Raw genomic sequence first — 25,727 nt, forward strand, 5'->3', positions numbered from 1 at the left:
CCCCCTCCCCCCCCCCCCCCCCCCCGGAACCCGGCCGGATCGTCGGGCGGCGAACCGCCCTGGTCAGAGCGGCCGGCCGGCAGAAGTGACGGTGGACATATCCGTGCCGGGTCGGCGGAGCCTGCGTCGAGCGGTAAGGATGAGGGAGAAAATTGCGGCTTACGGCGGGGGAGAACGGTGGCGAGCGGGACAAGTCGGGACGTCGTCGGTCAAGGATTGCGGGTGCTCGGCCGGGCCGTCCGGGAACAGCCGAGGATCTTCGCCGTCGCGGTGGCCGGCAGCGTGCTGTTCGGCCTCATGGTCATCGCCAGCGCGTACGTCGTCGGCGGGGTGGTCGGCAAGGTGGTCGTCCCGGCCATCTCCCGGGGTTCGGTGGCCCGTGGCGCGCTCGCGCTGGCCGCCGCCGCCCTGCTCGGCATCAGCGTGGTGCGGGTGGTCGGCATCTTCGGCCGCCGGCTCGGCGCCGGCTACATGCAGTACCGGCTGCAGGCCGCCTACCGCCGCCGGGTCACCCGCCGCTACCTCGACCTGCCGCTGGCCTGGCACCACCGCAACGCCACCGGCACCCTGCTCTCCAACGCCAACTCGGACGTGGAGGCCGCCTGGTACCCGATCGCGCCGCTGCCCTTCGCGGTCGGCACGCTGGTGATGCTGGTCGGCGCGGTGGTCTCGCTCTTCCTCACCGACTGGGCCCTCGCGCTGGTCGGCCTCGCGGTCTTCCCGGGGCTCTTCGCGCTCAACGTGGTCTACTCCCGCCGGATGGCCCCCCGACAGGCCCGCGCCCAGCGGCTGCGGGCCGAGGTCAGCGGCATCGCCCACGAGAGCTTCGACGGCGCGCTGGTGGTCAAGACGATGGGCCGCGAGGCGCAGGAGACGGCCCGGTTCGCCGCCCGCGCCGGCGAGCTGCGCGACGCGCTGATCGCGGTCGGCAAGCTGCGCGGCGTCTTCGACCCGATGCTGGAGACCCTGCCCAGCCTCGGCACCCTGGCCGTGCTGGTGGTCGGCGCGATCCGGTTGCAGCAGGGCGCGATCAGCGTGTCCGAGCTGGTCAGCGTCGCCTTCCTGTTCACCGTGCTGGCGTTCCCGGTGCGGGCCATCGGCTGGGTGCTGGCCGAGCTGCCGCGCAGCGTGGCCGGCTGGGACCGGGTGCGCCGGGTCCTCGACGCCACCGGCGAGATGCCGTACGGCGCGACGACCCTGGACCCGGCCACGCGGACGCCGGCCACCCTCGCCTTCCACGACGTCCACTTCGGCTACGAGCCGGCCGAGGCGCACCTGCCCGGCACCGAGGTCCTCGGCGAGGTCACCTTCACCGTGCCGGCCGGCAGGACGGTCGCCCTGGTCGGGCCGACCGGGGCCGGCAAGTCCACCATCACCTCCCTCGCGGTGCGGCTGGTCGACCCGCGCGCCGGCACCGTCACCCTGGACGGCGTCGACGTCCGCGAGCTGACCGCCGCCTCGCTCCCGTCGACGGTGGCCCTGGTCGCCCAGGTGCCGTTCATCTTCGACGACACCGTCCGGGCCAACATCACGCTGGACCGGCCCGGAATCGGCGACGAGGAGGTCTGGGCGGCGCTGCGACTGGCCGAGGCGGACGGCTTCGTCGCCGCCCTGCCGGACGGGCTGGACACCATGGTCGGGGAGCGGGGCACCTCGCTGTCGGGCGGCCAGCGGCAGCGGCTCACCCTCGCCCGGGCGCTCGCCGGCCGGCCCCGGCTGCTGGTACTCGACGACGCCACCAGCGCCGTCGACCCCCGGGTCGAGGCGGCGATCCTGGCCGGGCTGCGCGCTCCGGCCGACGGTGGCGCACCCGCGTCGATCCTGGTGGTCGCCTACCGGCGGGCCACCATCGCGCTCGCCGACGAGGTGATCTACGTCGAGCAGGGGCGGGTGCTCGCCCGGGGCACGCACCCGGAGCTGCTGGCCACCGTGCCCGGCTACGCCGACCTGGTCACCGCGTACGAGCAGGCCGAGCAGGAACGGAAGCAGACCCGCACGTACGACGAGGTCACCCCGCTGACCTCCGGCCTGGAAGTCGAGGTTGACCGGTGAGCGCGAGTACGACCACGCCCGAGGCGACCGAGTCGACCTGGCGGACGCTGCGGCGCGGGCTCGCGCTCTCGCCCGAGTTGAAGACCGGGCTGGCCGGCACGCTCGGCCTGGCGCTGGTCTACATGGTCGGCCGGGTCGCCGTGCCGGTGGCCGTGCAGCGCGGCATCGACCACGGCATCGTCGGCGGCCTGGACCTGGACGTGGTCTCGCTGACGGTGATCGTCACCGCCGCCGTGCTGGTGGTCACCACCACCTGCGGCTACCTGATGATGCGCAGGCTCTTCACGGTCAGCGAGACGGCGCTGGCGGGCGTGCGCACCCGGGCGTTCCGGCACGTGCACGACCTGTCGATGCTGCACCAGCAGTCGGAGCGGCGCGGCTCGCTGGTCTCCCGGGTCACCAGCGACGTCGACCAGATCACCCAGTTCCTCCAGTGGGGCGGCGTGATCCTCATCGTCAACCTGGGCCAGCTGGTGGTCACCACCGCGGTGATGCTCGCCTACTCCTGGCAGCTCACCCTGGTGGTGCTCGCCGCGTTCACCCCGGCGGTGCTGGTGATCCGGCTGCTGCAGCGCCGGCTCGCCGGCGCGTACGGCCTGGTCCGGCAGCGGATGGGCACCCTGCTCGGCGCCATCGGCGAGAGCGTGGTGGGTGCCCCGGTGATCCGGGCGTACGGGATCGCCGGGCGGACCGCCCGGCGGCTCGACACGGCGATCGAGGGGCAGCGGCAGGCCCAGCAGAAGGCCATCCGGATCAGCATCATGGGCAGCTCGGTGGGGGAGCTGGCGGCGGGCCTGGCCCTGGCCGGCGTGGTGGTGGTCGGGGTGAACCTCGGCGTGGACCGCACGCTGACCATCGGTCAGCTGACCGCGTTCCTGTTCCTGGTGACGCTCTTCATCCAGCCGGTGCAGATCGCCACCGAGGTGCTCAACGAGGCGCAGAACGCGATCGCCGGCTGGCGCCGGGTGCTGGACGTGCTGGACGTCGCGCCGGACGTGGCCGACCCGGGGAAGCAGGGGCGGGAACTGCCGCCCGGCCCGCTGGACATCCGGTTCGCCGGGGTGACCTTCGCGTATCCGGGTGGGCCGCCGGTGCTGCACGACGTGACCCTGGAGATCCCGGCGAAGAGCCGGGTGGCCGTGGTCGGCGAGACCGGCAGCGGCAAGACCACCTTCGCCAAGCTGCTCACCCGGCTGATGGACCCCACCGAGGGCGAGGTGCTGCTCTCCGGCGTGTCGCTGCGCCAGCTGCGCTTCGACTCGCTGCGCTCGCGGGTGGTGATGGTGCCGCAGGACGGCTTCCTCTTCGACAACACGCTCGGGGAGAACGTCCGCTTCGCCCGGCCGGAACTGACCGACGCGCAGCTCACCGCCGCCTTCACCGAGCTGGGCCTGGCCGACTGGCTGGACGGGCTGCCGGCCGGGTTGGACACCCCGGTCGGGGAGCGCGGTGAGGCGCTCAGCGTCGGCGAGCGGCAGCTCGTCGCGCTGGCCCGGGCGTACGTCGCGGACCCGGACCTGCTGGTGCTCGACGAGGCGACCAGCGCCGTCGACCCGGCCACCGAGGTGCGCCTGTCGCGCACCCTGGACGCGGTGACCCGGGGCCGGACCACGCTCGCCATCGCCCACCGGCTCTCCACCGCCCAGGCTGCCGACGAGGTGATCGTGGTGGACCGGGGCCGGATCGTGCAGCGCGGCCCGCACGACCAGCTGGTCAAGGATCCGGAATCGGTCTACGGCCTGCTCTACGCCTCCTGGCTGGAGCAGACCCGGTAGCCCTGCCGCTCGCCGGCGGCCGCCTTCCCCGCCGCTCGCGCCGGGCCGCCCCGGCGCCTGCCACCGGCCAGGAACGTGATGTCGCAGGTGAACAGGGCTGGCGGGGGCCCTGACTCGTTCAGGTCATCAAGTTCGTAGGCAGGTGGACGTGATGGCCGGGTGCCCGCCTCCCGGGTTCCCGGGTCCGGCGTCCCGGTCGCGGCCCCGGGCGGCGGCCGCCCGCAGCGGCCCGCAGCAAGCCCGCAGCGTCACGTGGTGCCGAGCGGGCCGGTGAGGTAGCGCTGGATGGTGGGGCCGATGGCGGCGACCAGGGTCTCCCGGTCGGCGGAGGCGACCGGTTCGAGGCGGATCACGTACCGCATCATGGCCAGGCCGGCCATCTGGGTGCCCACCAGCGCGCCGCGCAGCGGCAGCTCCGCCGGGTCGACGTCGAGCTGGTCGAGCACCCGCCGCAGCACCTGGGTGGCCAGGAATTCCCGCAACAGCCGGGCGGTCCACTCGTTGCTGACCGCGGAGCGGAACAGGGCCACCGCGGCGGTACCGACCGGGGAGTCCCAGACCGACAGGAAGGTGCGGACCAGCCGCTCGCCGACCCCGTCCGGGCCGCCGGCCAGCACGCCGGGCAGCAGCTCGGCCGGGTCGATCGGGATCGCCACGGTGGCCCGGAACAGCTCCTCCTTGGTGCCGAAGTAGTGGTGCACCAGCGCCGGGTCCACCCCGGCGGCCCCGGCGATCGTCCGGATCGAGGCGGCGTCGAAGCCGCGCTCGGCGAACGCCGCCCGCGCCGCCGCGAGGATGGCCTCCCGGGTGTCCGGTTTGCCGGGCCGGCGGCCGGTGCGCCGGGCCATCACCCGCTGCGGCGACGCAGCGTCGCGGCGGCGAGCACCAGGGCGGCCACCGCCGCTCCGGCGACGATCGCCACGTCCCGCCACATCGTCCCGGTCGGATCGGCGTGCGCACCGACCTCCTGGAGCGCCTCGACGGCGTACGACAGGGGCAGCGCGTCGCTGATCGCCTGGAGCCAGCCGGCCATCTCGCCCCGGGGCACGAACAGCCCGCAGAGCAGCAGCTGCGGCGCCACCACCACGGGCATGAACTGCACGGCCTGGAACTCGGTGCGGGCGAATGCGGAGCAGAACAACCCGAGCGCCACCGCCAGCACCGCGTTGACTCCGGCGATCATGATGACCAGCCAGGCGCTGCCCGCGGTCTCCATCCCGAACAACTGGTACGCCACCAGCGACGCGACGGTGGACTGGAGAACGCCGGCCAGCCCGAACGCGATGCCGTAGCCGAAGAGCAGATCGAGCTTGCCCAGTGGCGTGGTGAGCAGCCGCTCCAGGGTGCCGGTGGTGCGTTCCCGCAGCATGGCGATGCTGGTCACCAGGAACATGATGATGAACGGGAAGAAGCCCAGCATGATCAGCGCGACCCGGTCGAAGACCGTCGGCTGTCCCGGCGGGGTGGGCTGGTCGACGTACATGAAGTAGACCAGCGTGAGCAGCACGGTGGGGACCACGACGAGCAGCGCCACGGTCCGCTTGTCGTGCCGGAGCTGGCGCAGGATCCGCCCGGTGGTGGCGGCCAGGATACGGGGGTTCACGACTGGGTCTCCTGCTCGCTGGATCGGATCAGCCGGAGGAACGCCTCCTCCAGGTCGTTCACGCCGGTGGCGGCGCGGACCGCGTCCGGGGTGTCGTCGGCGACCAGCCGGCCCTCCCGGATCAGCAGCAGCCGGTCGCAGCGGGCCGCCTCGTCCATCACGTGACTGGACACCAGCAGCGTGGTGCCGGCCGCGGCCATCTCGTGGAACCGGGCCCACAGGTCGGCCCGGAGCACCGGGTCCTGGCCCACGGTGGGTTCGTCGAGGATGACCAGCTCCGGGTCGCCGACCAGGGCGCAGGCGAGCGAGGCCCGGCTGCGCTGCCCACCGGAGAGGGTGCCGACCAGTTGGTCGGCGGCCTGCGCCAGGCCGACGTCGGCCACCGCGCGGTCCGCCTCGGCCCGCCCCCGGCCCTGAAGGACCGCGAAGTAGCGGGCGTTCTCCCGCACGGTCAGGTCGGCGTAGACGCTGGGCGCCTGGGTGAGGTAGCCGACCCGGCGGCGCAGCTCGGCGGCGCCGGCTGGTCGGCCGAGCACGGTGACCGTGCCCGAGGCGACCGTCTGCACCCCGACGATCGCCCGCATCAACGTGGTCTTGCCGCTGCCACTCGGCCCCAGCAGCCCGGTGACCGCGCCGCGGGGCACGGTGCAGGAGATGCCCTGGAGCACCCGCCGCCCACCCCGGTCGACCACCAGGTCACGGACCGACACCGTGTCGTCCATGCCCCGCCCCCCCAAAAAAACTCATCATCTGTTGAACTCAACGCTAGATGAGTTACGCCCCCGCGCGCAACGGTTGACTTCGAGTGCTCTCGAACTGGAAGCCTGGAGGACGTGGACATCAGCACGCGGGAAATGAGCCTCACCGTCGGTGAGGCGGCGGAACGGGTCGGCCTGACCACCTACACCCTGCGCTGGTACGAGCAGGAGGGCCTGGTCGCTCCGGTCGGCCGCGACTCCTCCGGCCGCCGGCGCTACACCGAGTCCGACGTCAACTGGCTGTTCCTGCTCACCCGGCTGCGCCGGACCGGCATGCCGGTCCGGGACATGCGCCGCTACGCCGAGCTGGCCCGGCAGGGCGACCGGACGCTCGGCGCGCGGCGGGCGCTGTTCGAGGCGCACCGCGCCCGGGTGCTGGCCCGGATGGCCGAGCTGGAGGAGGACCTCAAGGTGCTCGACCACAAGATCGACGCGTACCGCAGGGCGGAGAAGGAGCTGTAATGATCAAGCGACGCGTGGGCGCGACCGGCCCGGAGGTCTCGGCGATCGGCCTGGGCTGCATGGGCATGAGCTTCGCGTACGGCGGCGCCGACGACACCGAGTCGACGCGGACCCTGCACCGGGCCCTCGACCTCGGGGTGGACCACCTCGACACCGCCGACATGTACGGCTTCGGCGCGAACGAGCGGCTGCTCGCCCCGGTGGTGCGGGCCCGGCGGGACGAGGTCTTCCTCGCCACCAAGTTCGGCAACCGCGCCTCCGGTGACAGCTTCGGCGGCGCCGGCACCCCCGGCGCGTACGTGGACAGCAGCGCGGCCTGGACCCGGGCGGCCTGCGACGCCTCGCTGGGCCGGCTCGGGGTCGAGACCATCGACCTGTACTACCTGCACCGACGCAACCCGGCCACGCCGATCGAGGAGACCGTCGGCGCGATGGCCGAGCTGGTCCGGGCCGGCAAGGTGCGGCTGCTCGGCCTGTCCGAGGTGAGCCCGCAGACCCTGCGCGCGGCGCACGCCGTGCACCCGATCTCCGCGGTGCAGATGGAGTACTCCCTGTTCACCCGGGACGTGGAGGGGGAGATGCTGGCCACCTGCCGCGAACTGGGAGTGTCCCTGGTGGCGTACTCGCCGGTCGGGCGAGGGTTGCTCACCGGCGCGATCACCAGCCGGGCGCAGTTGGCCGACGACGACTGGCGCCGCGCCGTGCCGCGCTTTGCCGACGGCAACTTCGACGCCAACCTCAAACTGGTCGAGGCGGTCCGCGAGGTGGCGGCCGAGATCGGCTGCACCCCGGCCCAGGCCGCGCTGGCCTGGGTGCTCGCGCAGGGCGAGGACGTGCTGGCGATCCCGGGCACCAAGCGGGTCCGCTACCTGGAGGAGAACGTGGCTGCGGTCGACGTCCGGCTGACCCCGGAGCAGCGGAGCCGGCTGCGCGAGGCGGTTCCGGCCGGGGCGGTGGCCGGGGAAAGGTACACCGAGGCAGGAATGCGAACGGTCGGGCACTAGACGCCGCACCGGACACCGGGTGCGGCATCGGTCATTGCGCACTCATGGGACGTCCGGCAAGATGACGCGGTGGATCACGCTCCGCTGCCGGAGGGCGCATTCCTCGAGGAGTGGGCCGCCCGACTGCGGCAGACCGCCGACCGTCCCGTCGTCGGCATCATGCTGCGGGGCAGCCACGCCCGGCGGGCCGCCACCGAGCACAGCGACGTCGACGTCGACGTGCTGGTCGCGACCGAGGACGGGCAAACCGCCGACGAGCCGCGGCGGCCCGCGGCCCCGCATCCGGCGACGGCGGTCCCGCCCGCGCCCGGCAGCCCGTACGCGGCCCGGCGGGCCTACCTGGCGGAGTTCGCCGGCCGCCTCGTGCACGTCTCGGTGGCCGCCCGGGACGTGCGGTCCTGGGTGCGCCGACTCGGGCAGCCGGCGGACTGGGCGTTCGGGCTGCCCGTCACCGCCCCAGCGCGGCTGATCTGGGCGGTGCCGGAGTGGCGGCGCCGGATCGACCTGCCGGTGCTCTGCCAACCGGCCGACGAGCCCCGGCTGGAGGAGTTGATCGCCACCCTCGGCAAGGTCGCCGGCGCCCGGTGGGCCGACGACCCGGTCGGCGTCCGGCTCGCCGCCGCCGACCTGGCCCGGCTCTGCCCGTCCGTGCTGCGACTGGCCAACCCGTCGGTGCGGGTGACGTCCCGCCGGGCCGCGCTGGCCGCCGCGCTGGACCTGCCGGTCGCCCCGCCCGGCTACCGCGACGACATGCTGCTCTGCCTCGGGCTGCACCCCGCCGCCGCCGCCGAGGTGGCCGCCGCCGCCGGCCGGCTGGTCAGCGGGATCGTCCCGCTGATCCGCCCGTACGCCGAGGAGATCGCCGCCGGGGCAGGCGCGGACCTGGCGGACGCCCTGATCAACGGCCGGCTGGACCGCTACCTGGCGCAACTGGGCCGGGCCCTGGGTGCTCCGGCGCCCGCCTCCCGGGACACGGCGGCGGTGCCGGCGCCGCGTGCGGGAGAATGGTCAACCGTGCCCGCCTCTGACGCGCCGGTGACCGGCGCCTCCACCAGCCCCGGCGGCGCCGCGGCCCCCGGCCCGGCCCGCCCCTCCCGGCTCGACCCGGAGATCGCTGCCCGGCTCCGGCGTACCCCCGACGGCCTGGTCGCCGCGGTGGTCCGTCAGCACGACTCGGGCGAGGTGCTGATGGTCGCCTGGATGGACGACGAGGCGCTGCACCGCACCCTGACCACCGGCCGGGCCACCTACTGGTCGCGCAGCCGGCAGGAATACTGGGTCAAGGGCGCCACCTCGGGCCACCACCAGTACGTCCGCTCGGTAGCCCTGGACTGCGACGGCGACGCGCTGCTGGTCAGCGTCGACCAGGTCGGCGCGGCCTGCCACACCGGGCAGCGCACCTGCTTCTTCACCGAGCTGCCGGTCAGCTCTCCGGAGGCGACGTCATGACGAACGGCACGGTCAGCCCGGACCAGGCCGCGTTCGCCGACCTGGCGGACCGCTGGCGGGTGGTGCCGGTCACCCGCCGGCTGCTCGCCGACGCGGAAACCCCGGTCGGCGTCTACCGCAAACTCGCCGGTGGTCCCGGCACCTTCCTGCTGGAGTCCGCCGAGCAGGGCGTCGGTTCAGCCGGAATGGCCTGGTCGCGCTACTCGTTCGTCGGCGTCCGCAGCGCCGCCACGCTCACCGAGCGGGACGGCACGGCGGTCTGGGCCGGCGAGCCGCCGGCCGGCGTACCGGCCTCCGGCGACCCGGTGGCGGTGCTCCGGGAGACCGTCGCCGCCCTGGCCGGCCCGGGCTGGGACCCGGCCAACGGGATGCCGCCGCTCACCGGGGGCATGGTCGGCTTTCTGGGGTACGACCTGGTTCGCCGCTTCGAGCGGCTGCCCGAGCTGACCGAGGACGAGCTGGACGTGCCCGAGCTGGGCATGATGCTCGCCACCGACCTGGTGGTGCTCGACCACTACGACGGCTCGGCGATCCTGGTCGCCAACGCGGTCCTGCCCCCGCTCGACGCGCCCGACCGGGCGGACCTCGTCGCGGCGGCGTACCACCACGCGGTGGGGCGGCTGGACGCGATGACGACCGCCCTGTCCCGACCGATTCCGCCCATGATCTCGACGGTCGCCCGACCCCCGGTCGGCGACGTGGTCAGCCGGACGCCCGACGGCGGCTACCCGAAGGCGGTGGAGGCGGCCAAGGAGGCGATCCGGGCCGGCGAGTGCTTCCAGATCGTGCTCAGCCAGCGCTTCGAGCGGCCCACCCACGCCGACCCGCTCGACGTCTACCGGGTGCTGCGCACCACCAACCCCAGCCCGTACATGTACCTGCTGCGCTTCGACGGGTTCGACATCGTCGGCTCCTCGCCGGAGGCGCACCTCAAGGTCAGCACCGGCCCGGACGGGCGGCGGCGGGCCCTGCTGCACCCGATCGCCGGCACCCGGCCGCGCGGCGGCTCCCCGGAGGCCGACACCCGGCTCGCCGCCGAGCTGCTCGCCGACCCGAAGGAGCGTGCCGAGCACGTCATGCTGGTCGACCTGGGCCGCAACGACCTGGGCCGGGTCTGCCGTCCGGGCACGGTCGAGGTGCCCGAGTTCGCCACCATCGAGCGGTACAGCCACGTCATGCACATCGTCTCCACCGTGGTCGGGGAACTGCGCGAGGACCGCACCGCCTTCGACGCGCTCGCCGCGACCTTCCCCGCGGGCACCCTCTCCGGGGCGCCCAAGGTGCGGGCCATGGAGATCATCGAGGAGTTGGAGCCGGTCCGGCGCGGCCTCTACGGCGGCACGGTCGGCTACTTCGGCTTCGGTGGCGACCTGGACATGGCGATCGCCATCCGGACCGCGCTGATCCGTGCCGGCCGGGCCTACGTCCAGGCCGGTGCCGGGGTGGTGGCCGATTCCGATCCGGCCGCCGAGGACCAGGAGACCCGTAACAAGGCCGCCGCCGTGCTCGCCGCCATCGCCGCCGCCGAGACCCTCCGGCCCGCCCGATGAACGAGCCCACCACCGGCGCCCCCGCGGCGACGTCGCCCCCCGCGCGGGGCCGGCGCGAGCTGACGTACGCGGTGCTGCTCTGCCTGGCCGGCGCGGGCCTGGCCTTCTGGGCGGTGACCCGGACCTGGTCGGTCGAGCTGACCGCCCGCGGGTCGCTGCCGCCGACGCGGCACGCCCGCACGGGCGCGGAGCTGCTTCCGTGGGTCTCCGCGCTGGCGCTGGTCGGGCTGGCCGGTGGGGGTGCCGTGCTGGCCACCCGGGGCCGGGTCCGGCGGCTGCTGGGCGGCCTGCTGGTGCTGGCCGGCCTGGCCATGGCGGCCGGCGGCGGCTACGGCCTGGCCGAGAGCGGGGTGAGCCGGCAGTGGCCGGCGCTGGTGCTGGTCGGCGGGCTGGTCGCGGCGGCCGGCGGCGCGTTCACCGGGGCGCGCGGCGGCGGCTGGCCGGCGATGGGCACCCGGTACGAGCGGCCGGCCCGGTCGGCGGCGCCGGCGGGTCCGGACCGGCCGGCGGTCGAGCGCGGCACCCGGGACGCCTGGGAGGCGCTCGACCGGGGCGAGGACCCGACGGTCAGCTGACCGGCTGCGTGTCCCGCGCGTCGCGGCGTTCCCGGACCGCGGCCCGGGCGGCGGCCAGCTCGGCCACCAGGCGGTCCAGCTCGCGGCGCTGGGCCGCACGGGCCCGGTCGGCGCAGACGGCCTCCCAGGCGTTGCCCCGGGCGGTCCGCATCCGGCCGTCGCCGGCCACGGCGCGTTCGAGGGTGTGCACCACGCCGACGGCGAGCGACGCGACGGTCCGGGAGATGGTGGTGAGTCCGATGGTCTGGTTCGGCCCGTTGGTGGTCATGGTCACCCCGTACGAGATCGTTGGCGACGGTTGGCAGGCGCCTCGTCGAGTCTGCCCGAGGACGATGCTGCCGGGCTCACGTTTCGCCACCGTGAAACCCAGGTCAACTGTGCGGCAGCGGGCCCGACCTGGGCAGGGCCGTTCGTCCTTGAGCTTGCTCACAACATCGAGGAACGTCGCCGTCCTGCGGGACCGGGGCGGTCGTGATGAGATAGGGCATGGGCGGCAGTCGATGCGACGGCCGGCGGTGCCGGACACGACCGGGTGGCGCGCCGGCAGGCGCGGTGGCGTTGCGTGACACCGCGTTCACCCGAGGTCGGCCATCATGCCACAGCCCATTTCGTGAGGAGCGCCATACCCCCCGGGACTTGTCTCCAGGTGGCGCCACCTAGCATCGGCCCATGACACCCGGAGAGGGGAGTCCGTTGGTGACTGCTGAGCATGCGCACGCGGAGGGGGACGACGCCGGGTCGGCGGCGTCCGCAAGCGTGCTCGACGAGATCCTGGCCGGCGTCCGCGAGGACGTGGCGCGGCGACAGGAGCAGGTTCCGCTGGAGCGGATCCGGGAACTGGCCGCCGCCGCGCCGCCGCCGCTGGACGCGTACGCGGCCCTGCGCCGGCCTGGCGTGGCCGTGATCGCCGAGGCGAAGCGCTCCTCGCCGTCGAAGGGCCGGCTGGCCGAGATCGCCGACCCCGCCGACCTGGCCGGCGAGTACGCCGCCGGGGGTGCCCGGGCGATCAGCGTGCTCACCGAGGGCCGCTGGTTCGGCGGTTCGCTGGACGATCTGGCCGCCGTGCGGGCCGCGGTGCGGGTGCCGGTGCTCCGCAAGGACTTCGTGGTCTCCAGCTACCAGGTGCACGAGGCCCGGGCCCACGGCGCCGACCTGGTGCTGCTGATCGTCGCCGCGCTGGAGCAGAACGCCCTCGTCGGGCTGCTGGAGCGGATCGAGTCGCTCGGCATGACCGCGCTGGTCGAGGTGCACACCGAGGAGGAGGCCGACCGGGCCATGGAGGCCGGCGCGCAGGTGATCGGGGTCAACGCCCGTGACCTGCGTACCCTGGAGGTCGACCGCTCGGTGTTCGAGCGGATCGCGCCCGGCCTGCCGAGCAGCGTCGTCAAGATCGCCGAGTCCGGCGTGCGCGGCCCGCACGACCTCATCCGGTACGCCTCGGCGGGCGCCGACGCGGTTCTGGTCGGCGAGGGTCTGGTCACCCAGAAGAGCCCCCGCGAGGCGGTCGCCGAGCTGGTCAACGCCGGCAACCACCCGGCCACGCCCCGCCCGGTGCGCTGACCCGCCGCCGGGTCCGACACGCAGCGAGAGGACACCCGCGATGAGCGCTGACGCCGCGGCTCCCGTCGGCCAGGTCCCCGACGCCGCCGGTCACTTCGGCCGGTTCGGCGGCCGGTTCGTCCCCGAGGCGCTGGTCGCGGCGCTCGACGAGTTGGACGCGGCGTACCGCAAGGCGATGACCGACGAGGCTTTCCTCGCCGAGTTCGCCGCCCTGCTGCGCGACTACGTGGGTGGCCCCTCGCGGCTGTCCGAGGCGCGGCGGTTCTCCGCCGAGGTCGGGGCGCGCGTGCTGCTCAAGCGGGAGGACCTGAACCACACCGGCGCGCACAAGGTACGCAACGCGCTGGGCCAGGCCCTGCTCACCAGGCGGATGGGCAAGACCCGGGTGATCGCCGAGACCGGCGCCGGCCAGCACGGGGTGGCCACCGCCACCCTGGCCGCCCTGTTCGACCTCGAGTGCGTGGTCTACATGGGCGAGGTGGACACCGAACGGCAGGCGCTCAACGTGGCCCGGATGCGGATGCTCGGGGCCACCGTCGTCCCGGTCACCACCGGCTCGCGGACCCTCAAGGACGCGATGAACGAGGCGATGCGGGACTGGGTGGCCAACGTCGACACCACCCACTACCTGATCGGCACCGCCGCCGGCCCGCACCCGTTCCCGGAGATGGTCCGGGACTTCGTCCGCGGCATCGGCGAGGAGGCCCGCCGGCAGTGCCTCGACCTGACCGGCGGCCTGCCGGACGCGGTCGCGGCCTGCGTGGGCGGCGGCTCCAACGCGCTCGGCATCTTCCACGCCTTCGTCCCGGACGCCGGCGTGCGGCTGTACGGCTTCGAGCCCGGCGGCGAGGGGGTGGCGACCGGCCGGCACGCGGCCAGCATCACCGGCGGCCGCCCGGGCGTCCTGCACGGCACCCGGACGTACGTGCTGCAGGACGCGGACGGCCAGACGGTCGAGTCGCACTCGATCTCGGCCGGGCTGGACTACCCGGGCGTCGGGCCGGAGCACGCCTGGCTGCACGACAGCGGCCGGGCGACCTACCTGCCGATCGACGACGACGAGGCGATGGCCGCGTTTGAGCTGCTCTGCCGCACCGAGGGGATCATCCCGGCGATCGAGAGCGCGCACGCGCTCGCCGGCGCCCGCAAGATCGCCCCGAAGCTCGCCGCCGAGCTGGGCCGGGAGCCGGTCATCGTGGTCAACCTCTCCGGTCGGGGCGACAAGGACGTGCACACCGCCGGTGCGTACTTCGGCATCCTCGACAAGGAGCAGTGAGATCGTGAGCCGGATCGGGGTCGCCTTCGACAAGGCGCGCGCCGACGGGCGGGCCGTGCTGGTCGGCTGCATGCCGGCCGGGTTCCCGACCGTCGAGGGCAGCATCGCCGCCATGACGGCGATGGTCGAGGCGGGCGTGGACGTCATCGAGGTGGAGATCCCGTACTCCGACCCGGTGATGGACGGCCCGGTCATCCAGAAGGCCAGCGACATCGCCCTGGCGGGCGGCGTACGCACCGCGGACACGCTGCGCATCGTCGAGGCGGTCGCGGCCACCGGCGCGCCGGTGGTCACCATGACCTACTGGAACCCGATCGAGCAGTACGGCGTGGACGCCTTCGCCCGCGACCTGGCCGCCGCCGGGGGCACCGGTCTGATCACTCCGGACCTGATTCCCGACGAGGCCGACGAGTGGTTGGCGGCATCGGACGCGCACGGCCTGGACCGGACGTTCCTGGTCTCCCCGTCGTCGACCGACGCGCGGCTGCGGATGACCGCCGGGCACTGCCGCGGCTTCGTCTACGCCACCGCGATCATGGGGGTGACCGGGGCTCGGGCGCAGACCTCCCAGGCGGCCCCGGTCCTGGTTTCCCGGCTGCGCGAGGTCACCGACCTGCCGGTCGGCGTCGGCCTCGGCGTGGGCACCGGCGCGCAGGCCGGCACCGTCGCCGGGTACGCCGACGGCGTCATCGTCGGCAGCGCGCTGATCCGCTGCCTGCTGGACGCTCCCGGCGACGCCGCCGGCCTGGCCGCGCTGCGCACGCTCTCCGCCGAACTGGCCGAGGGCGTCCGCAACCCGGTCCGCTGAGGCCCGTCCACGGCTTCCCGTCCTCCCGTCGTGGTCCGGTGTCCGGTTGCCGCCGCGGCGGGTCGGCGTCCGGCTGTCCTCGGTTGCGGGTCGGCGTCCGGCTGTCGTCGGTTGCGGGTCGTCGTGGGGCTGTCGTCGGCTGTGGGTCGGCGCCCCGGCACATGATGTCCCGGTCGCTACCAACTTGATGTCGTGGACGACTCAGATTCCCGCGCCGACGCAGCCTCGGCGGCCCCCCGCGCTGCCCCCGGCTGCCCGGGCCGCGTTGCCGGGTTTCCTGCGCCGCGCCGGTGGTCCCATGCCGGAGCGCAGCGGCCCGAGTCGTCTGTGACATCAAGTTCGTAGGCGCTCCCGCCCTACATGTCCGGCTGGCTACGCCTGGGCCACGGACGAGGCCGCCGACGAGGCCGCCGGGCGGCGGCGGTTCGGGCGGCGGGGCGGTTCGGGAGCACGCCCTCAGTGCCGGGCGGCCGGGCTGCCGTCCGCTTCAACCCGCGGCCCGGGTGCCGCCGGTCCGGAACGCTCCGGCTCCGGTGGCGCCTCCCGCACCACACCGGAACGGCCGGCGAGGGCGTCCGCGAGGGCGGCCCGGGTGGTCGGGGTCAGCGCGTCCGGGAGCGCGCCCGGCGGGTGCCAGTCGAGGTGGCAGTCGCCGCCCGGGGTGCCGGCCGGGCGGTCACCGCATACCCGGGCGCGGAAGACGTGGACCAGCACGTCCGGCGGCGCGCCGCAGCGGCCGGCCGGCGGCGGGGGCGCGTCCGGGGCGCCGAGCCGGTAGAGGCCGACCAGGTCGACGAGGTCCACCTCCCAGCCGGTCTCGGCGCGGATCTCGCGCAGGGCGGCCTGCGGCGGGCTCTCGTCGTGGCGCAGCCGCCCGCCGGGCAGCGCCCAACGCCGACCGGCGCCGGACCGGCGGCAGAGCAGCACCCGACCGGCCTGGTCGACGACGACCGCGGCGACCGCCCAGCGGAGCGCGCTCATGGACAAAGAGCCTACGGCGGTGCAAACCAGAAGTCATCCCGCCGGTGAACCCGACCGGACCGGGGTGCCGCGAGCACGGTCCGCACCGGTACCGTGTGCACCCGTGACCCTCGCCCCGATGACCCCACTGGCGGCCCTGCCCAGCCCCAGCACCGCCGTCTGGCAGCTCGGACCGGTTCCGATCCGGGCCTACGCGCTCTGCATCATCGTCGGTATCGTGCTGGCCTGCGTGGTGACCGAGTATCGGCTCCGTCAGCGCGGCGTCGCCCCCGGCGCGGTGCTCGACATCGCGGTCTGGGCGGTGCCCACCGGCATCGTCGGCGCGCGGATCTACCACGTGATCACCTCGCCGGAGAAGTACTTCGGCGAGCACGGCCAGCCGCTCAAGGCGTTCGCCATCTGGGAGGGCGGCCTGGGCATCTGGGGCGCGGTCGCCGGTGGCGCGATCGGAGCCTGGATCGCGGCCCGGCAGCTCGGCATCCCGCTCACCGTGGTGGCCGACGCGCTGGCGCCCGGCCTGCCGTTGGCCCAGGCGGTCGGCCGCTTCGGCAACTGGTTCAACAACGAGCTCTACGGCGGTCGCACCAACCTGCCCTGGGGGCTCCAGGTGCACGTGATGGACCCGGACAACCCCGGGCACGCGCTGCGCGACGACGCCGGCAACGCGGTCCTGCAACCAGGGCTCTACCACCCGACCTTCCTCTACGAGGCGCTGTGGAACATCGGCGTCGCCGCTCTGGTCTACGTCCTCGACCGCAGGCTGCGGCTCGGCCGGGGCCGGGCCTTCGCGCTCTACGTGATGGGTTACACCGCCGGCCGGTTCTGGATCGAGCTGATGCGCACCGACGAGGCCAACCACATCCTCGGCCTGCGGCTCAACGTGTGGACCGCGCTGCTGGTGTTCCTCGGCGCGCTGGCCTACTTCCTCCGGGTCCGCGGCCCCCGGGACTACCTGGTCCCGGTGGGGTTCCCCGCCGCCCCGGTTCCGCCCGCCGGTGGGGACGTGTCGCAGGTCGACCTCGCCGCCCGCGAAGCCGGTGCGCAGCCGGTCGCCCCCGAGGGCTACCGGGTGGTGACCGAGGAGCAGTTCCGTGCGTACCGGGAGACCGGGGCGGTGCCCGACGAGGAGCCGGCGGCGGGCGACGCCGCCGAGGCGCCGACGGACGCCACCGGTCCCGACGCGGACGCCGGGGCGGGCCTGGACGCCCGCCCGGCGGGCCCGGCTGAGGTCGGCTCCGCGCCGTCCGGTGACGCGAGCACCGACGCGGCCGACGCGCAGGCCACCGACGAGCGGGCCGCCGACGCCACCGGCTCCCGCCCCGCCGACCGGGACAGCTGAGCGGGGAGTCATGCGTACCGCGGTGGTGGTCGGCGCCGGTCTCGGCGGGCTGGCGATGGCCGGCGTGCTGGCCCGCTCCGGCTGGCGGGTCACCCTCCTGGAACGCGCCGATCGAGTCCGCCCGGAGCCGACCGCCGTGGTGCTCTGGCCCAACGGGGTACGCGCGCTGCGCGCCCTCGGGCTCGGCGCCGGCCTGGACGCCATCGCCACCCCGCTGGCCGACGGCGGGGTGCGCCGCCCCGACGGGCACTGGCTGGTGCAGCCCCGCCCCACCCCGGCCGAGCGGATGCCGGTGGTGGTGCACCGGGAGGACCTGCACGACGCGCTCATCGCCGGGCTGGGTGACCAGGTCGAGCTGCGCACCGGGGTGACCGTGCGGACCGCCCGGGCGGTCCCCGGGGAGCGTCCGGTGGTCGGCGACGGCCGGCACACCGTCGAGGCGGATCTGGTGGTCGCCGCCGACGGCATCGACAGCGAGATCCGCCGGCAGTTGGCCCCCGAGGCGCAGGTGGTCAGCTCCGGGTGCGCCGCCTGGCGGGCGGTGATCCCCTGGTACCGGGTGCCCCGGCTCGCCGCCGAGCAGCAGGTGGGCGGCGAGATCCTCGGCGCCGGCTACCGCTTCGTGGCCGCCTCGCTGGGCGAGCGGGGCGCCGCCGGCGGATCCAGCCGGGGCGGCGTCTACTGGGTCGCCACCGCGGCCGGCGCGCCCCGCCCAGAGCCGCCGGAGACCCAGCTCGCCCTGCTCAAGCGCTGGTTCGCGGGCTGGCCCGCGCCGATCGCCGAGTTGCTCGACGCCACCGACCCGGCGGACCTGGTGCAGCAGGAGATCCGCGAGCTGCGGCCGCTGCCCCGGGCGTACGGGTTCCCGGCCGGCCCCGGTGGGGTGGTGCTGCTCGGTGACGCCGCGCATGCCATGCCGCCGCACCTCGGGCAGGGGGCCTGCCTCGCCTTCGAGGACGCCGCCACCCTCTCCGCCCTGCTGCGCGAGTCCCGGCTCCCGGACGCGGTGACCGCGTACGACCGGCTGCGCCGGCCGCGTGCGGCGACGATGGTGCGGCAGACCCGCCGGATGTCGGCGGTTCTGCAGACCCGGGGCCGGCTGGCGCTGCGTGCCCGCGACGCCGCCCTCGGCACGATCAGCCCCCGGCTGCGCAGCACCGCGGCGGCGGCGGCCGCCTCCTGGCAGCCGCCGAGCTGACCGGCCCGGCGGGGCTCAGATGACGGCGGCGGGCTCGGCGATGCAGGCGGTGCCGACCCGGCGGAAGCCGACCCGCAGGTAGACCCGGGCGATCTCCTCGCTGCCGGCGGAGAGGAAGATCAGATCGGTGCCGGCGGTCCGCAGCTCGTGGGCGAGGGTGGCGGTCACCGCCGCGCCGAGGCCCCGGCGGCGGGCCACCGGCAGGGTGGCCACCCCGGCGATCTCCGCGACGTCGCCGACCCGCATCGCCATCCCGCTCGCGAGGGCCCCGTCCTCGGGCGTGCCGGCGAGTACGGAGATCCGCCGGCCGTCGGCGATCCGGACGGCCTCCTCCTCCAGCGCGGCGACGTCCAGCCGGGCGACCGCGGCGTCCCGGTCGGCCGGCCCGGCCTCGCCCCGGGCGGTGCCGCCGTTGGAGAAGCCGACCGACGCGACCGCGCGGCGGACCGCCACGTCGGCGGCGAAGCCGGGATCCGCCGGGTCGAGGACCCGCACCGGTACGTCGCTGAGCGTCGCCGGGTCGGGCAGGCGCTCCGGATCCAGCACCATCAGCGGCGCCTCCAGCACGGACAGCCCCGCCGAGCGGGCGACGGCGAGCAGGTCCGGGGTGACCTCGTGCACCCACTCGAACACCTCCGGCAGGCCCAGTTCCCGCTGCCGGGCCCGGATCGCGGTCACGTCGGCGAGCGAGGCCGGCTCGGTGGCGCCGGGTCGGGGGCGGGCGTAGAACGGCCAACCCGCGCCGTCCCGGACGAAGAGGACCAGCGGACCGTATTCCTCCGCACGGGCCGCGTCCCGGGGCACCGCGTCGTAGAACCGCTCCAACCGGTCGAGCACGTCAGCGCGTACGACATCCACCGCGCGAGACTACATGTCCCAGATTCTGGAAGTGTGATCAATCTGAACTGGCCTTGCGCCCGCCGCCCTAACGTAGACTCAATAAAACCCACGTAGGGCCGACGTCGTCCCGACCATGATCCAACCTGAGTGACGACAGGAGGCCCGGTGGCCTTTCCGTACCCTCTGAGCCCGCAGCCGGCCGCCCAGGCGACGGGGCTGTACGACCCCGCGAACGAGCACGACGCGTGCGGCGTGGCCTTCGTGGCCGACCTGCACGGACGCCGATCGCACGAGGTCGTCGCGAACGGTCTCGGTGCGCTCTGCCGGCTGGACCACCGTGGCGCGCGGGGCGCGGAGCACAACACCGGTGACGGCGCCGGCATCATGATCCAGGTGCCGGACGCGTTCCTCCGCGCGGTGGTCGAGTTCCCGCTGCCGCCCGCCGGCCAGTACGCCACCGGCCTGGTCTTCCTCCCCGACGACGACTCCGCCGAGGCCCGGGCCCGCCAGGTGGTGGAGAAGTACGCGCTGGTCGAGGGGGCGGACGTGCTCGGCTGGCGGGAGGTGCCCACCGACCCCAGCGGCCTCGGCGAGACCGCCCTCGCGGCGATGCCCCGGGTCCGGCAGCTCTTCATCGCCGCGCGCCGGCTCACCGACTCGCCCGCCGGCCCGGCCGGCTCCCCGCTGACCGGGCTCGACCTGGACCGGGTGGCGTTCTGCCTGCGCAAGCAGGTCGAGCGGGAGACCACCGAGCGGGGCCTGCCGGCGTACTTCCCGTCGCTGTCCGGCCGGACCATGGTCTTCAAGGGCATGCTCACCCCGGACCAGCTCCCGGCGTTCTACCCGGAGCTGACCGACGACCGGGTGGTCAGCGCGATCGCCCTGGTGCACTCGCGCTTCTCCACCAACACCTTCCCGTCCTGGCCCCTCGCCCACCCGTACCGGTACATCGCGCACAACGGCGAGATCAACACCATCCGCGGCAACCGCAACTGGATGCAGGCCCGCGAGGCGTTGCTGCGCTCCCCGGACATCCCGGGCAACATCCGCCGGATCTTCCCGGTCTGCACCCCGGCCGCCTCCGACTCGGCGAACTTCGACGAAGTCCTGGAACTGCTGCACCTGGCCGGGCGGAGCCTGCCGCACGCGGTGCTCATGATGATCCCGGAGGCCTGGGAGAACGACCCGGAGATGCGCGCCGACAAGCGCGCCTTCTACCGGTTCCACGCCAGCCTGATGGAGCCCTGGGACGGCCCCGCCTCGGTCGCCTTCACCGACGGCGAGATCGTCGGCGCGGTGCTCGACCGCAACGGCCTGCGCCCCGGCCGCTGGTGGCGCACCGCCGACGGCCTGGTGGTGCTGGGCAGCGAGGCGGGCGTGCTCGACCTCGACCCGGCCACCGTGGTGGCGAAGGGTCGCCTCCAGCCCGGCCGGATGTTCCTGGTCGACACGGTCAACGGCCGGATCGCCTCCGACGACGAGATCAAGACCGAGCTGGCCGCCGCCCAGCCGTACGAGGAGTGGCTGCACGCCGGCCTGATCGGGCTGGACGAGCTGCCCCCGCGCGAGCACATCGTCTTCACCCACGACTCGGTCCGCCGCCGGCAGCAGACCTTCGGCTACACCGAGGAGGAGCTGAAGATCCTGCTCGCGCCGATGGCCCGCAGCGGCGCGGAGCCGATCGGCTCGATGGGCACCGACACCCCCATCGCCCCGCTGTCCACCCGGCCGCGGCTGCTCTACGACTACTTCCACCAGCTCTTCGCCCAGGTCACCAACCCGCCGCTGGACGCCATCCGGGAGGAGCTGGTGACCAGCCTGGCGTCCACCATCGGGCCGGAGGGCAACCTGCTCGACCCGGGCCCGGCGAGCTGCCGGCAGATCGTGCTGCCCTACCCGGTGATCGACAACGACGAGCTGGCCAAGATCCTCTCCATCGACGAGGACGGCGACCTGCCCGGCTTCAAGGCGGTCCGGGTCTCCGGGCTCTACCGGGTCCGCGACGGCGGGGCCGGCATCAAGGCCCGGCTCACCGAGATCTGCCGGCACGTCTCCGAGGCGATCGAGGACGGCGTGCGGATCCTGGTGCTCTCCGACCGGGACTCCAACGCCGACCTCGCCCCGATCCCGTCGCTGCTGCTGACCGCGGCGGTGCACCAGCACCTCGTCCGCGAGCAGACGCGGACCCAGGTGGCGCTGATCGTCGAGTCCGGCGACTGCCGCGAGGTGCACCACGCGGCCGTGCTGATCGGGTACGGCGCGGCGGCGGTCAACCCGTACCTGGCCTTCGAGTCGGTGGAGGACATGATCTCCACCGGAGCGCTGGTCGGCGCGGACGCCGCCAAGGCGGTCCGCAACTACGTCAAGGCGCTCGGCAAGGGCGTCCTGAAGATCATGTCCAAGATGGGCATCTCGACGGTCTCGTCGTACTGCGGGGCGCAGGTGTTCGAGGCGGTCGGCCTGGACACCCGCCTCGTGGAGCGCTACTTCCGGGGCACCCCGAGCACCATCGGCGGGATCGGGCTGGCGGAGATCCACGCCGAGGTGGCCGCCCGGCACGCCCTGGCCTGGCCGGCCCCGGGCGCGCAGCACAGCGACCAGCTGGAGGTCGGCGGCGAGTACCAGTGGCGCCGCGAGGGCGAGCTGCACCTGTTCAACCCGGAGACGGTCTTCCTGCTCCAGCACGCCACCCGCAGCCGCCAGTACGACATCTTCCGGCAGTACACCGCGAAGGTCGACGAGCTGGCCGCCCGGGCCGGCTCGCTGCGCGGCCTGTTCACCCTGCGCACCGGCGTACGCCCGCCGGTGCCGCTGGACGAGGTCGAGCCTGCCGGCGAGATCGTCAAGCGGTTCGCCACCGGCGCCATGTCGTACGGATCGATCTCGGCGGAGGCGCACGAGACCCTGGCCATCGCGATGAACCGCCTGGGCGGCCGGTCCAACACCGGCGAGGGCGGCGAGGACGTCGAGCGGCTGCACGACCCGCGGCGTCGCTCGGCGGTCAAGCAGATCGCCAGCGGCCGGTTCGGCGTGACCAGCGAATACCTGGTCAACGCCGACGACCTGCAGATCAAGATGGCCCAGGGCGCCAAGCCCGGCGAGGGCGGCCAGCTCCCCGGCAACAAGGTCTGGCCGTGGATCGCCCGGACCCGGCACGCCACGCCGGGCGTCGGCCTGATCTCCCCGCCGCCGCACCACGACATCTACTCGATCGAGGACCTGGCCCAGCTCGTCCACGACCTCAAGTGCGTCAACCCGGCCGCCCGGGTGCACGTCAAGCTGGTCAGCGAGGTCGGCGTCGGCACCGTCGCGGCGGGTGTCGCCAAGCTCAAGGCCGACGTCATCCTGATCTCCGGCCACGACGGCGGCACCGGCGCGTCCCCGCTCAACTCGCTCAAGCACGCCGGCACCCCGTGGGAGCTGGGCCTGGCCGAGGCGCAGCAGACCCTGCTGCTCAACAAGCTCCGCGACCGGGTCACCGTCCAGGTCGACGGCCAGCTCAAGACCGGCCGCGACGTGCTGGTCGCGGCGCTGCTGGGCGCGGAGGAGTTCGGCTTCGCCACCGCCCCGCTGATCGTCGAGGGCTGCGTGATGATGCGGGTCTGCCACCTGGACACCTGCCCGGTCGGCATCGCCACGCAGAACCCGGTGCTGCGCGAGCGCTTCACCGGCAGGCCGGAGTTCGTGGAGAACTTCTTCCTCTTCCTCGCCGAGGAGGTCCGGGGCTACCTGGCCGAGCTGGGCTTCCGCAGCATCGAGGAGGCCATCGGGCACACCGAGCTGCTCGACGTCGTTCCGGCCATCGACCACTGGAAGGGCCACGGGCTCGACCTCAGCCGGGTACTGCACCTGCCGGAGCTGCCCGAGGGGGCCGCCCTGCGCGGCGTCCGGCCGCAGGACCACGGTCTGGAGCGGGCCCTGGACAACCAGCTCGTCGCGATGGCCGAGCCGGCGCTGCGGGACGGCGCGCCGGTCCGGATCGAGCTGACGGTCCGCAACGAGCACCGCAGCGTCGGCGCCATGCTCGGCGGCGAGGTGACCCGCCGGTTCGGCGGTGCCGGCCTGCCCGCCGACACCATCGAGATCCTGCTGCACGGCACCGCCGGCCAGTCGTTCGGCGCGTTCCTGCCGCACGGGATCACCCTGCGCCTGGAGGGCGACGCCAACGACTACGTCGGCAAGGGTCTCTCCGGCGGCCGGATCGTCATCCGCCCGGACGAGGCCGCGCCGTTCGTGGGCGACGCGGCCGGGCCGGGGCAGCGGGCCGAGGACCAGATCATCGCCGGCAACACCATCCTGTACGGGGCCACCGGCGGTGAGGTGTTCCTGCGTGGCCGGGTCGGCGAGCGGTTCGCGGTGCGCAACTCCGGCGCGGTGGCCGTCGTCGAGGGCGTCGGCGACCACGGCTGCGAGTACATGACCGGCGGCACGGTGGTGGTGCTCGGCGGCTGCGGGCGCAACTTCGCCGCCGGCATGTCCGGTGGCACGGCGTACGTGTGGAACCTCGACCGGCGGCTGGTCAACACCGAGCTGGTCGACCTGTCTGCGCTGCGCGACGAGGAGCGGGACCGGCTGCACGACCTCGTCCAGCGGCACTTCGCCGAGACGGACTCGGCGGTCGCCGAGGAGCTGCTCAAGCGCTGGCCGGAGGCGGTGGAGGAGTTCACCGCCGTGGTGCCCCGGGACTACCGCCGGGTGCTGGAGATCATGCGGGCCGCCGAAGCCGCCGGCCACGACGTCGACGACGCGGTGATGAGCGCCCTCGCGGCGCCGTCCGGTTCGTCCATGCCGGTGCCGCCCGCCCCGCGGGCGGTCGCCCAGGAGGTGGCTCGTGCCTGACCCGAACGGTTTCCTGCGCTACGACCGGCGGCTGCCCGCCCGCCGCCCGGTCCCGGTGCGGATCATGGACTGGCGGGAGGTGTACCCGCCGGCCGGCGAGGAGTTGATCCGCGAGCAGGCCACCCGGTGCATGGACTGCGGCATCCCGTTCTGTCACGACGGCTGCCCGCTGGGCAACCGCATCCCGGACTGGAACGACCTGGTCCGCACCGGCAACTGGGACGCCGCGGTGGAGTCGCTGCACGCCACCAACAACTTTCCCGAGTTCACCGGCCGGCTCTGCCCGGCGCCCTGCGAGGCGGCCTGCGTGCTCGGCCTCGGCGGGCAGCAGCCGGTCACCATCAAGCAGGTCGAGGTGGAGATCGCCGACGCGGCGGTGGCCCGTGGCGGCCTGCGGCCCCGCCCGGCGCCGGCTCCGACCGGGAAGTCCGTCGCCGTGGTCGGCTCCGGCCCCGCCGGGCTCGCCGCCGCGCAGCAGCTCGCCCGCGCCGGCCACGCCGTCACCGTGTACGAGCGGGACGACGCGCTCGGCGGCCTGCTCCGGTACGGCATCCCCGACTTCAAGCTGGAGAAGCACCACGTCGACGGGCGGGTGGCCCAGATCGAGGCCGAGGGGGTGCGCTTCCGTACCGGGGTGAACGTCGGCGTCGACGTGACCGCCGAGCAGTTGCGCGCCGAGCACGACGCCGTGCTGCTCGCCTGCGGCGCGCTGGCGGGCCGGGACACCCCGGAGACGCCGGGTCGGGCGCTGCGCGGCGTGCACCAGGCGATGGCGCACCTGGTCGCGGCGAACCGCGTGGTCGCCGCGGCGGGGGCCGGCCGGCCCGCCGCGGCCGCCCTGGCGGACGGCACCCCGATCGACGCGGCCGGCAAGCACGTGGTGATCATCGGCGGTGGCGACACCGCCGCCGACTGTCTCGGCGTGGCCCACCGGCAGGGCGCGGCCGGCGTCCACCAGCTCGACCTCTACCCGGAGCCCCCGACCGGCCGGGACGCCGGCCGTGACCCGTGGCCCACCTGGCCGTGGGTCCTGCGCGACTACCCGGCGCACGAGGAGGGCGGCGAGCGGGTCTTCGCCGTGGCGGTGCAGGAGTTCGTCGACGACGGCACCGGTCAGGTAAAGGCGGTGCGGATCGCCGAGGTGACGGTGGAGAAGCGGGACGGGCGGCGCATCGTCACCGCGCTGCCCGGCACCGAGCGGGAGCTCCCGGCCGACCTGGTGCTGCTGGCCATCGGCTTCGAGGGCACCGAGGAGCAGCCGCTGCTGCGCCAGCTCGGGGTGACCCGCAACGCGCGGGGCGCGGTCGACGCCCGCCCCGACTGGCGGACCGCCGCCGACGGGGTCTTCGTCGCCGGTGACATGCACCGGGGTGCATCGCTGATCGTCTGGGCGATCGCCGAGGGGCGGGCCGCCGCCGCGGCCATCCACGCGTACCTCGGCGGGGTGGGCACCCTGCCCGCGCCGGTCGACCCGGCCCGGCAGCCCCTCGCGGCCCGCTGACCACACCCGGCCCACGGCACCCCGGTCCGCCCGGACCGGGGTGCCGCCGGCTCCGGGTCCGGTTCCTGCCCGGGTCGGGCCGGACGCCCGGTCGGCCGGGTGAACCCCCTCACGATCTGTAGTCATGAGGTTTGCGTGTCGTCAGACTTGGCCGCTG

Annotated in this window: 20 protein-coding genes and 1 pseudogene; 15 read left to right on the plus strand and 6 right to left on the minus strand. The window is 74.5% G+C overall.

Annotated elements, in window-relative coordinates; genetic code table 11:
* Nucleotides 1–177: 177 nt before the first annotated feature.
* Nucleotides 178–2,052, plus strand: coding sequence for an ABC transporter ATP-binding protein (locus ACL02O_RS17405; RefSeq protein ID WP_412819132.1), 1,875 nt, complete (start codon nt 178–180; stop codon nt 2,050–2,052).
* Nucleotides 2,049–3,827, plus strand: a complete 1,779-nt coding sequence (locus tag ACL02O_RS17410) for an ABC transporter ATP-binding protein (protein WP_412819133.1) — start codon at nt 2,049–2,051, stop codon at nt 3,825–3,827. Before ACL02O_RS17405 ends, ACL02O_RS17410 begins: the two co-directional genes overlap by 4 nt.
* A 248-nt stretch (nt 3,828–4,075) precedes the next feature.
* Here the strand turns inward: ACL02O_RS17410 and ACL02O_RS17415 are convergent, their stop codons facing one another.
* The 3 genes from ACL02O_RS17415 to ACL02O_RS17425 are packed head-to-tail and all read right to left on the minus strand — an operon-like array spanning nt 4,076 to nt 6,152.
* Nucleotides 4,076–4,675, minus strand: a complete 600-nt coding sequence (locus ACL02O_RS17415) for a TetR/AcrR family transcriptional regulator (RefSeq protein WP_412819134.1) — start codon at nt 4,673–4,675, stop codon at nt 4,076–4,078.
* Nucleotides 4,675–5,430, minus strand: a complete 756-nt coding sequence (locus ACL02O_RS17420; RefSeq protein ID WP_412819135.1) for an ABC transporter permease — start codon at nt 5,428–5,430, stop codon at nt 4,675–4,677. Before ACL02O_RS17420 ends, ACL02O_RS17415 begins: the two co-directional genes overlap by 1 nt.
* On the minus strand, nt 5,427–6,152 hold the full coding sequence (locus tag ACL02O_RS17425) for an ABC transporter ATP-binding protein (protein ID WP_412819136.1): 726 nt from the start codon (nt 6,150–6,152) through the stop codon (nt 5,427–5,429). Before ACL02O_RS17425 ends, ACL02O_RS17420 begins: the two co-directional genes overlap by 4 nt.
* Before the next feature lie 111 nt (nt 6,153–6,263).
* Here ACL02O_RS17425 and ACL02O_RS17430 point away from each other — a divergent pair, with 111 nt between their 5' ends.
* The 6 genes and pseudogenes from ACL02O_RS17430 to ACL02O_RS17455 all read left to right on the plus strand — a co-directional run bounded on the left by ACL02O_RS17430 (nt 6,264) and on the right by ACL02O_RS17455 (nt 11,228).
* A complete protein-coding gene (locus ACL02O_RS17430) occupies nt 6,264–6,650 on the plus strand; it encodes a MerR family transcriptional regulator (RefSeq protein ID WP_412819137.1) in 387 nt (128 codons plus the stop codon).
* On the plus strand, nt 6,650–7,654 hold the full coding sequence (locus ACL02O_RS17435; protein ID WP_412819138.1) for an aldo/keto reductase: 1,005 nt from the start codon (nt 6,650–6,652) through the stop codon (nt 7,652–7,654). Before ACL02O_RS17430 ends, ACL02O_RS17435 begins: the two co-directional genes overlap by 1 nt.
* A gap of 159 nt (nt 7,655–7,813) precedes the next feature.
* A pseudogene (locus ACL02O_RS17440) lies at nt 7,814–8,488 on the plus strand (phosphoribosyl-AMP cyclohydrolase); the annotation flags it as partial.
* A gap of 180 nt (nt 8,489–8,668) precedes the next feature.
* Nucleotides 8,669–9,103 (plus strand): phosphoribosyl-AMP cyclohydrolase, encoded by a 435-nt coding sequence (hisI, locus tag ACL02O_RS17445; protein WP_412819175.1) that lies wholly within the window; start codon nt 8,669–8,671, stop codon nt 9,101–9,103.
* Nucleotides 9,100–10,653 (plus strand): anthranilate synthase component I, encoded by a 1,554-nt coding sequence (locus ACL02O_RS17450; RefSeq protein ID WP_412819139.1) that lies wholly within the window; start codon nt 9,100–9,102, stop codon nt 10,651–10,653. Before hisI ends, ACL02O_RS17450 begins: the two co-directional genes overlap by 4 nt.
* Nucleotides 10,650–11,228 carry a Trp biosynthesis-associated membrane protein gene (locus ACL02O_RS17455; protein ID WP_412819140.1) on the plus strand — a complete coding sequence of 193 codons (579 nt, stop codon included), beginning with the start codon at nt 10,650–10,652 and terminating at the stop codon, nt 11,226–11,228. Before ACL02O_RS17450 ends, ACL02O_RS17455 begins: the two co-directional genes overlap by 4 nt.
* Here the strand turns inward: ACL02O_RS17455 and ACL02O_RS17460 are convergent.
* On the minus strand, nt 11,221–11,496 hold the full coding sequence (locus ACL02O_RS17460) for a hypothetical protein (RefSeq protein ID WP_412819176.1): 276 nt from the start codon (nt 11,494–11,496) through the stop codon (nt 11,221–11,223). The two genes, ACL02O_RS17455 and ACL02O_RS17460, sit on opposite strands and share 8 nt — an antisense overlap.
* Nucleotides 11,497–11,984: 488 nt before the next feature.
* Here ACL02O_RS17460 and trpC point away from each other — a divergent pair, with 488 nt between their 5' ends.
* From trpC to trpA, 3 genes are read left to right on the plus strand one after another with little or no spacing between them, the layout of a single operon-like run.
* On the plus strand, nt 11,985–12,788 hold the full coding sequence (gene trpC / locus ACL02O_RS17465; RefSeq protein ID WP_412819177.1) for an indole-3-glycerol phosphate synthase TrpC: 804 nt from the start codon (nt 11,985–11,987) through the stop codon (nt 12,786–12,788).
* Between the two features lie 40 nt (nt 12,789–12,828).
* Nucleotides 12,829–14,064, plus strand: a complete 1,236-nt coding sequence (trpB, locus tag ACL02O_RS17470) for a tryptophan synthase subunit beta (protein ID WP_412819141.1) — start codon at nt 12,829–12,831, stop codon at nt 14,062–14,064.
* A gap of 4 nt (nt 14,065–14,068) precedes the next feature.
* Nucleotides 14,069–14,872 (plus strand): tryptophan synthase subunit alpha, encoded by an 804-nt coding sequence (gene trpA, locus ACL02O_RS17475; RefSeq protein WP_412819142.1) that lies wholly within the window; start codon nt 14,069–14,071, stop codon nt 14,870–14,872.
* Between the two features lie 456 nt (nt 14,873–15,328).
* On the opposite strand, the gene ACL02O_RS17480 is transcribed toward trpA, so the two are convergent.
* Nucleotides 15,329–15,853, minus strand: coding sequence for an NUDIX hydrolase (locus tag ACL02O_RS17480; RefSeq protein ID WP_412819143.1), 525 nt, complete (start codon nt 15,851–15,853; stop codon nt 15,329–15,331).
* A 103-nt stretch (nt 15,854–15,956) separates the two neighbouring features.
* Between ACL02O_RS17480 and lgt the strand changes: the two genes are divergently transcribed.
* Both lgt and ACL02O_RS17490 read left to right on the plus strand, forming a co-directional pair.
* Nucleotides 15,957–17,192, plus strand: coding sequence for a prolipoprotein diacylglyceryl transferase (lgt, locus tag ACL02O_RS17485; protein ID WP_412819144.1), 1,236 nt, complete (start codon nt 15,957–15,959; stop codon nt 17,190–17,192).
* Between the two features lie 10 nt (nt 17,193–17,202).
* Nucleotides 17,203–18,390, plus strand: coding sequence for an FAD-dependent oxidoreductase (locus ACL02O_RS17490; RefSeq protein ID WP_412819145.1), 1,188 nt, complete (start codon nt 17,203–17,205; stop codon nt 18,388–18,390).
* A 15-nt stretch (nt 18,391–18,405) separates the two neighbouring features.
* Here the strand turns inward: ACL02O_RS17490 and ACL02O_RS17495 are convergent, their stop codons facing one another.
* A complete protein-coding gene (locus ACL02O_RS17495; protein WP_412819146.1) occupies nt 18,406–19,248 on the minus strand; it encodes a GNAT family N-acetyltransferase in 843 nt (280 codons plus the stop codon).
* Nucleotides 19,249–19,395: 147 nt separating this feature from the next.
* On the opposite strand from ACL02O_RS17495, the gene gltB reads away from it, so the two are divergent.
* Together gltB and ACL02O_RS17505 are read left to right on the plus strand one after the other, a co-directional pair.
* The gene (gene gltB, locus ACL02O_RS17500; protein ID WP_412819147.1) at nt 19,396–24,069 is read left to right on the plus strand and encodes a glutamate synthase large subunit; all 4,674 of its coding nucleotides are present in this window, start codon (nt 19,396–19,398) and stop codon (nt 24,067–24,069) included.
* On the plus strand, nt 24,062–25,570 hold the full coding sequence (locus ACL02O_RS17505) for a glutamate synthase subunit beta (RefSeq protein ID WP_412819148.1): 1,509 nt from the start codon (nt 24,062–24,064) through the stop codon (nt 25,568–25,570). The genes gltB and ACL02O_RS17505 overlap by 8 nt, the downstream gene beginning before the upstream one ends.
* The last annotated feature ends 157 nt before the right edge of the window (nt 25,571–25,727 follow it).

The sequence above is a fragment of the Micromonospora mangrovicola genome, from assembly GCF_047200535.1.
Lineage (GTDB): Bacteria > Actinomycetota > Actinomycetes > Mycobacteriales > Micromonosporaceae > Micromonospora.

What these genes read in the sequence shown, in the direction of transcription:
- ACL02O_RS17415 (WP_412819134.1), bottom strand. Translation starts at nt 4,675, where the DNA reads ATGGCCCGGCGCACCGGCCGCCGGCCCGGCAAACCGGACACCCGGGAG.
- ACL02O_RS17425 (WP_412819136.1), bottom strand. Translation starts at nt 6,152, where the DNA reads ATGGACGACACGGTGTCGGTCCGTGACCTGGTGGTCGACCGGGGTGGG.
- ACL02O_RS17435 (WP_412819138.1), top strand. Translation starts at nt 6,650, where the DNA reads ATGATCAAGCGACGCGTGGGCGCGACCGGCCCGGAGGTCTCGGCGATC.
- ACL02O_RS17450 (WP_412819139.1), top strand. Translation starts at nt 9,100, where the DNA reads ATGACGAACGGCACGGTCAGCCCGGACCAGGCCGCGTTCGCCGACCTG.
- ACL02O_RS17455 (WP_412819140.1), top strand. Translation starts at nt 10,650, where the DNA reads ATGAACGAGCCCACCACCGGCGCCCCCGCGGCGACGTCGCCCCCCGCG.
- ACL02O_RS17460 (WP_412819176.1), bottom strand. Translation starts at nt 11,496, where the DNA reads ATGACCACCAACGGGCCGAACCAGACCATCGGACTCACCACCATCTCC.
- trpB (WP_412819141.1), top strand. Translation starts at nt 12,829, where the DNA reads ATGAGCGCTGACGCCGCGGCTCCCGTCGGCCAGGTCCCCGACGCCGCC.
- ACL02O_RS17480 (WP_412819143.1), bottom strand. Translation starts at nt 15,853, where the DNA reads ATGAGCGCGCTCCGCTGGGCGGTCGCCGCGGTCGTCGTCGACCAGGCC.
- ACL02O_RS17490 (WP_412819145.1), top strand. Translation starts at nt 17,203, where the DNA reads ATGCGTACCGCGGTGGTGGTCGGCGCCGGTCTCGGCGGGCTGGCGATG.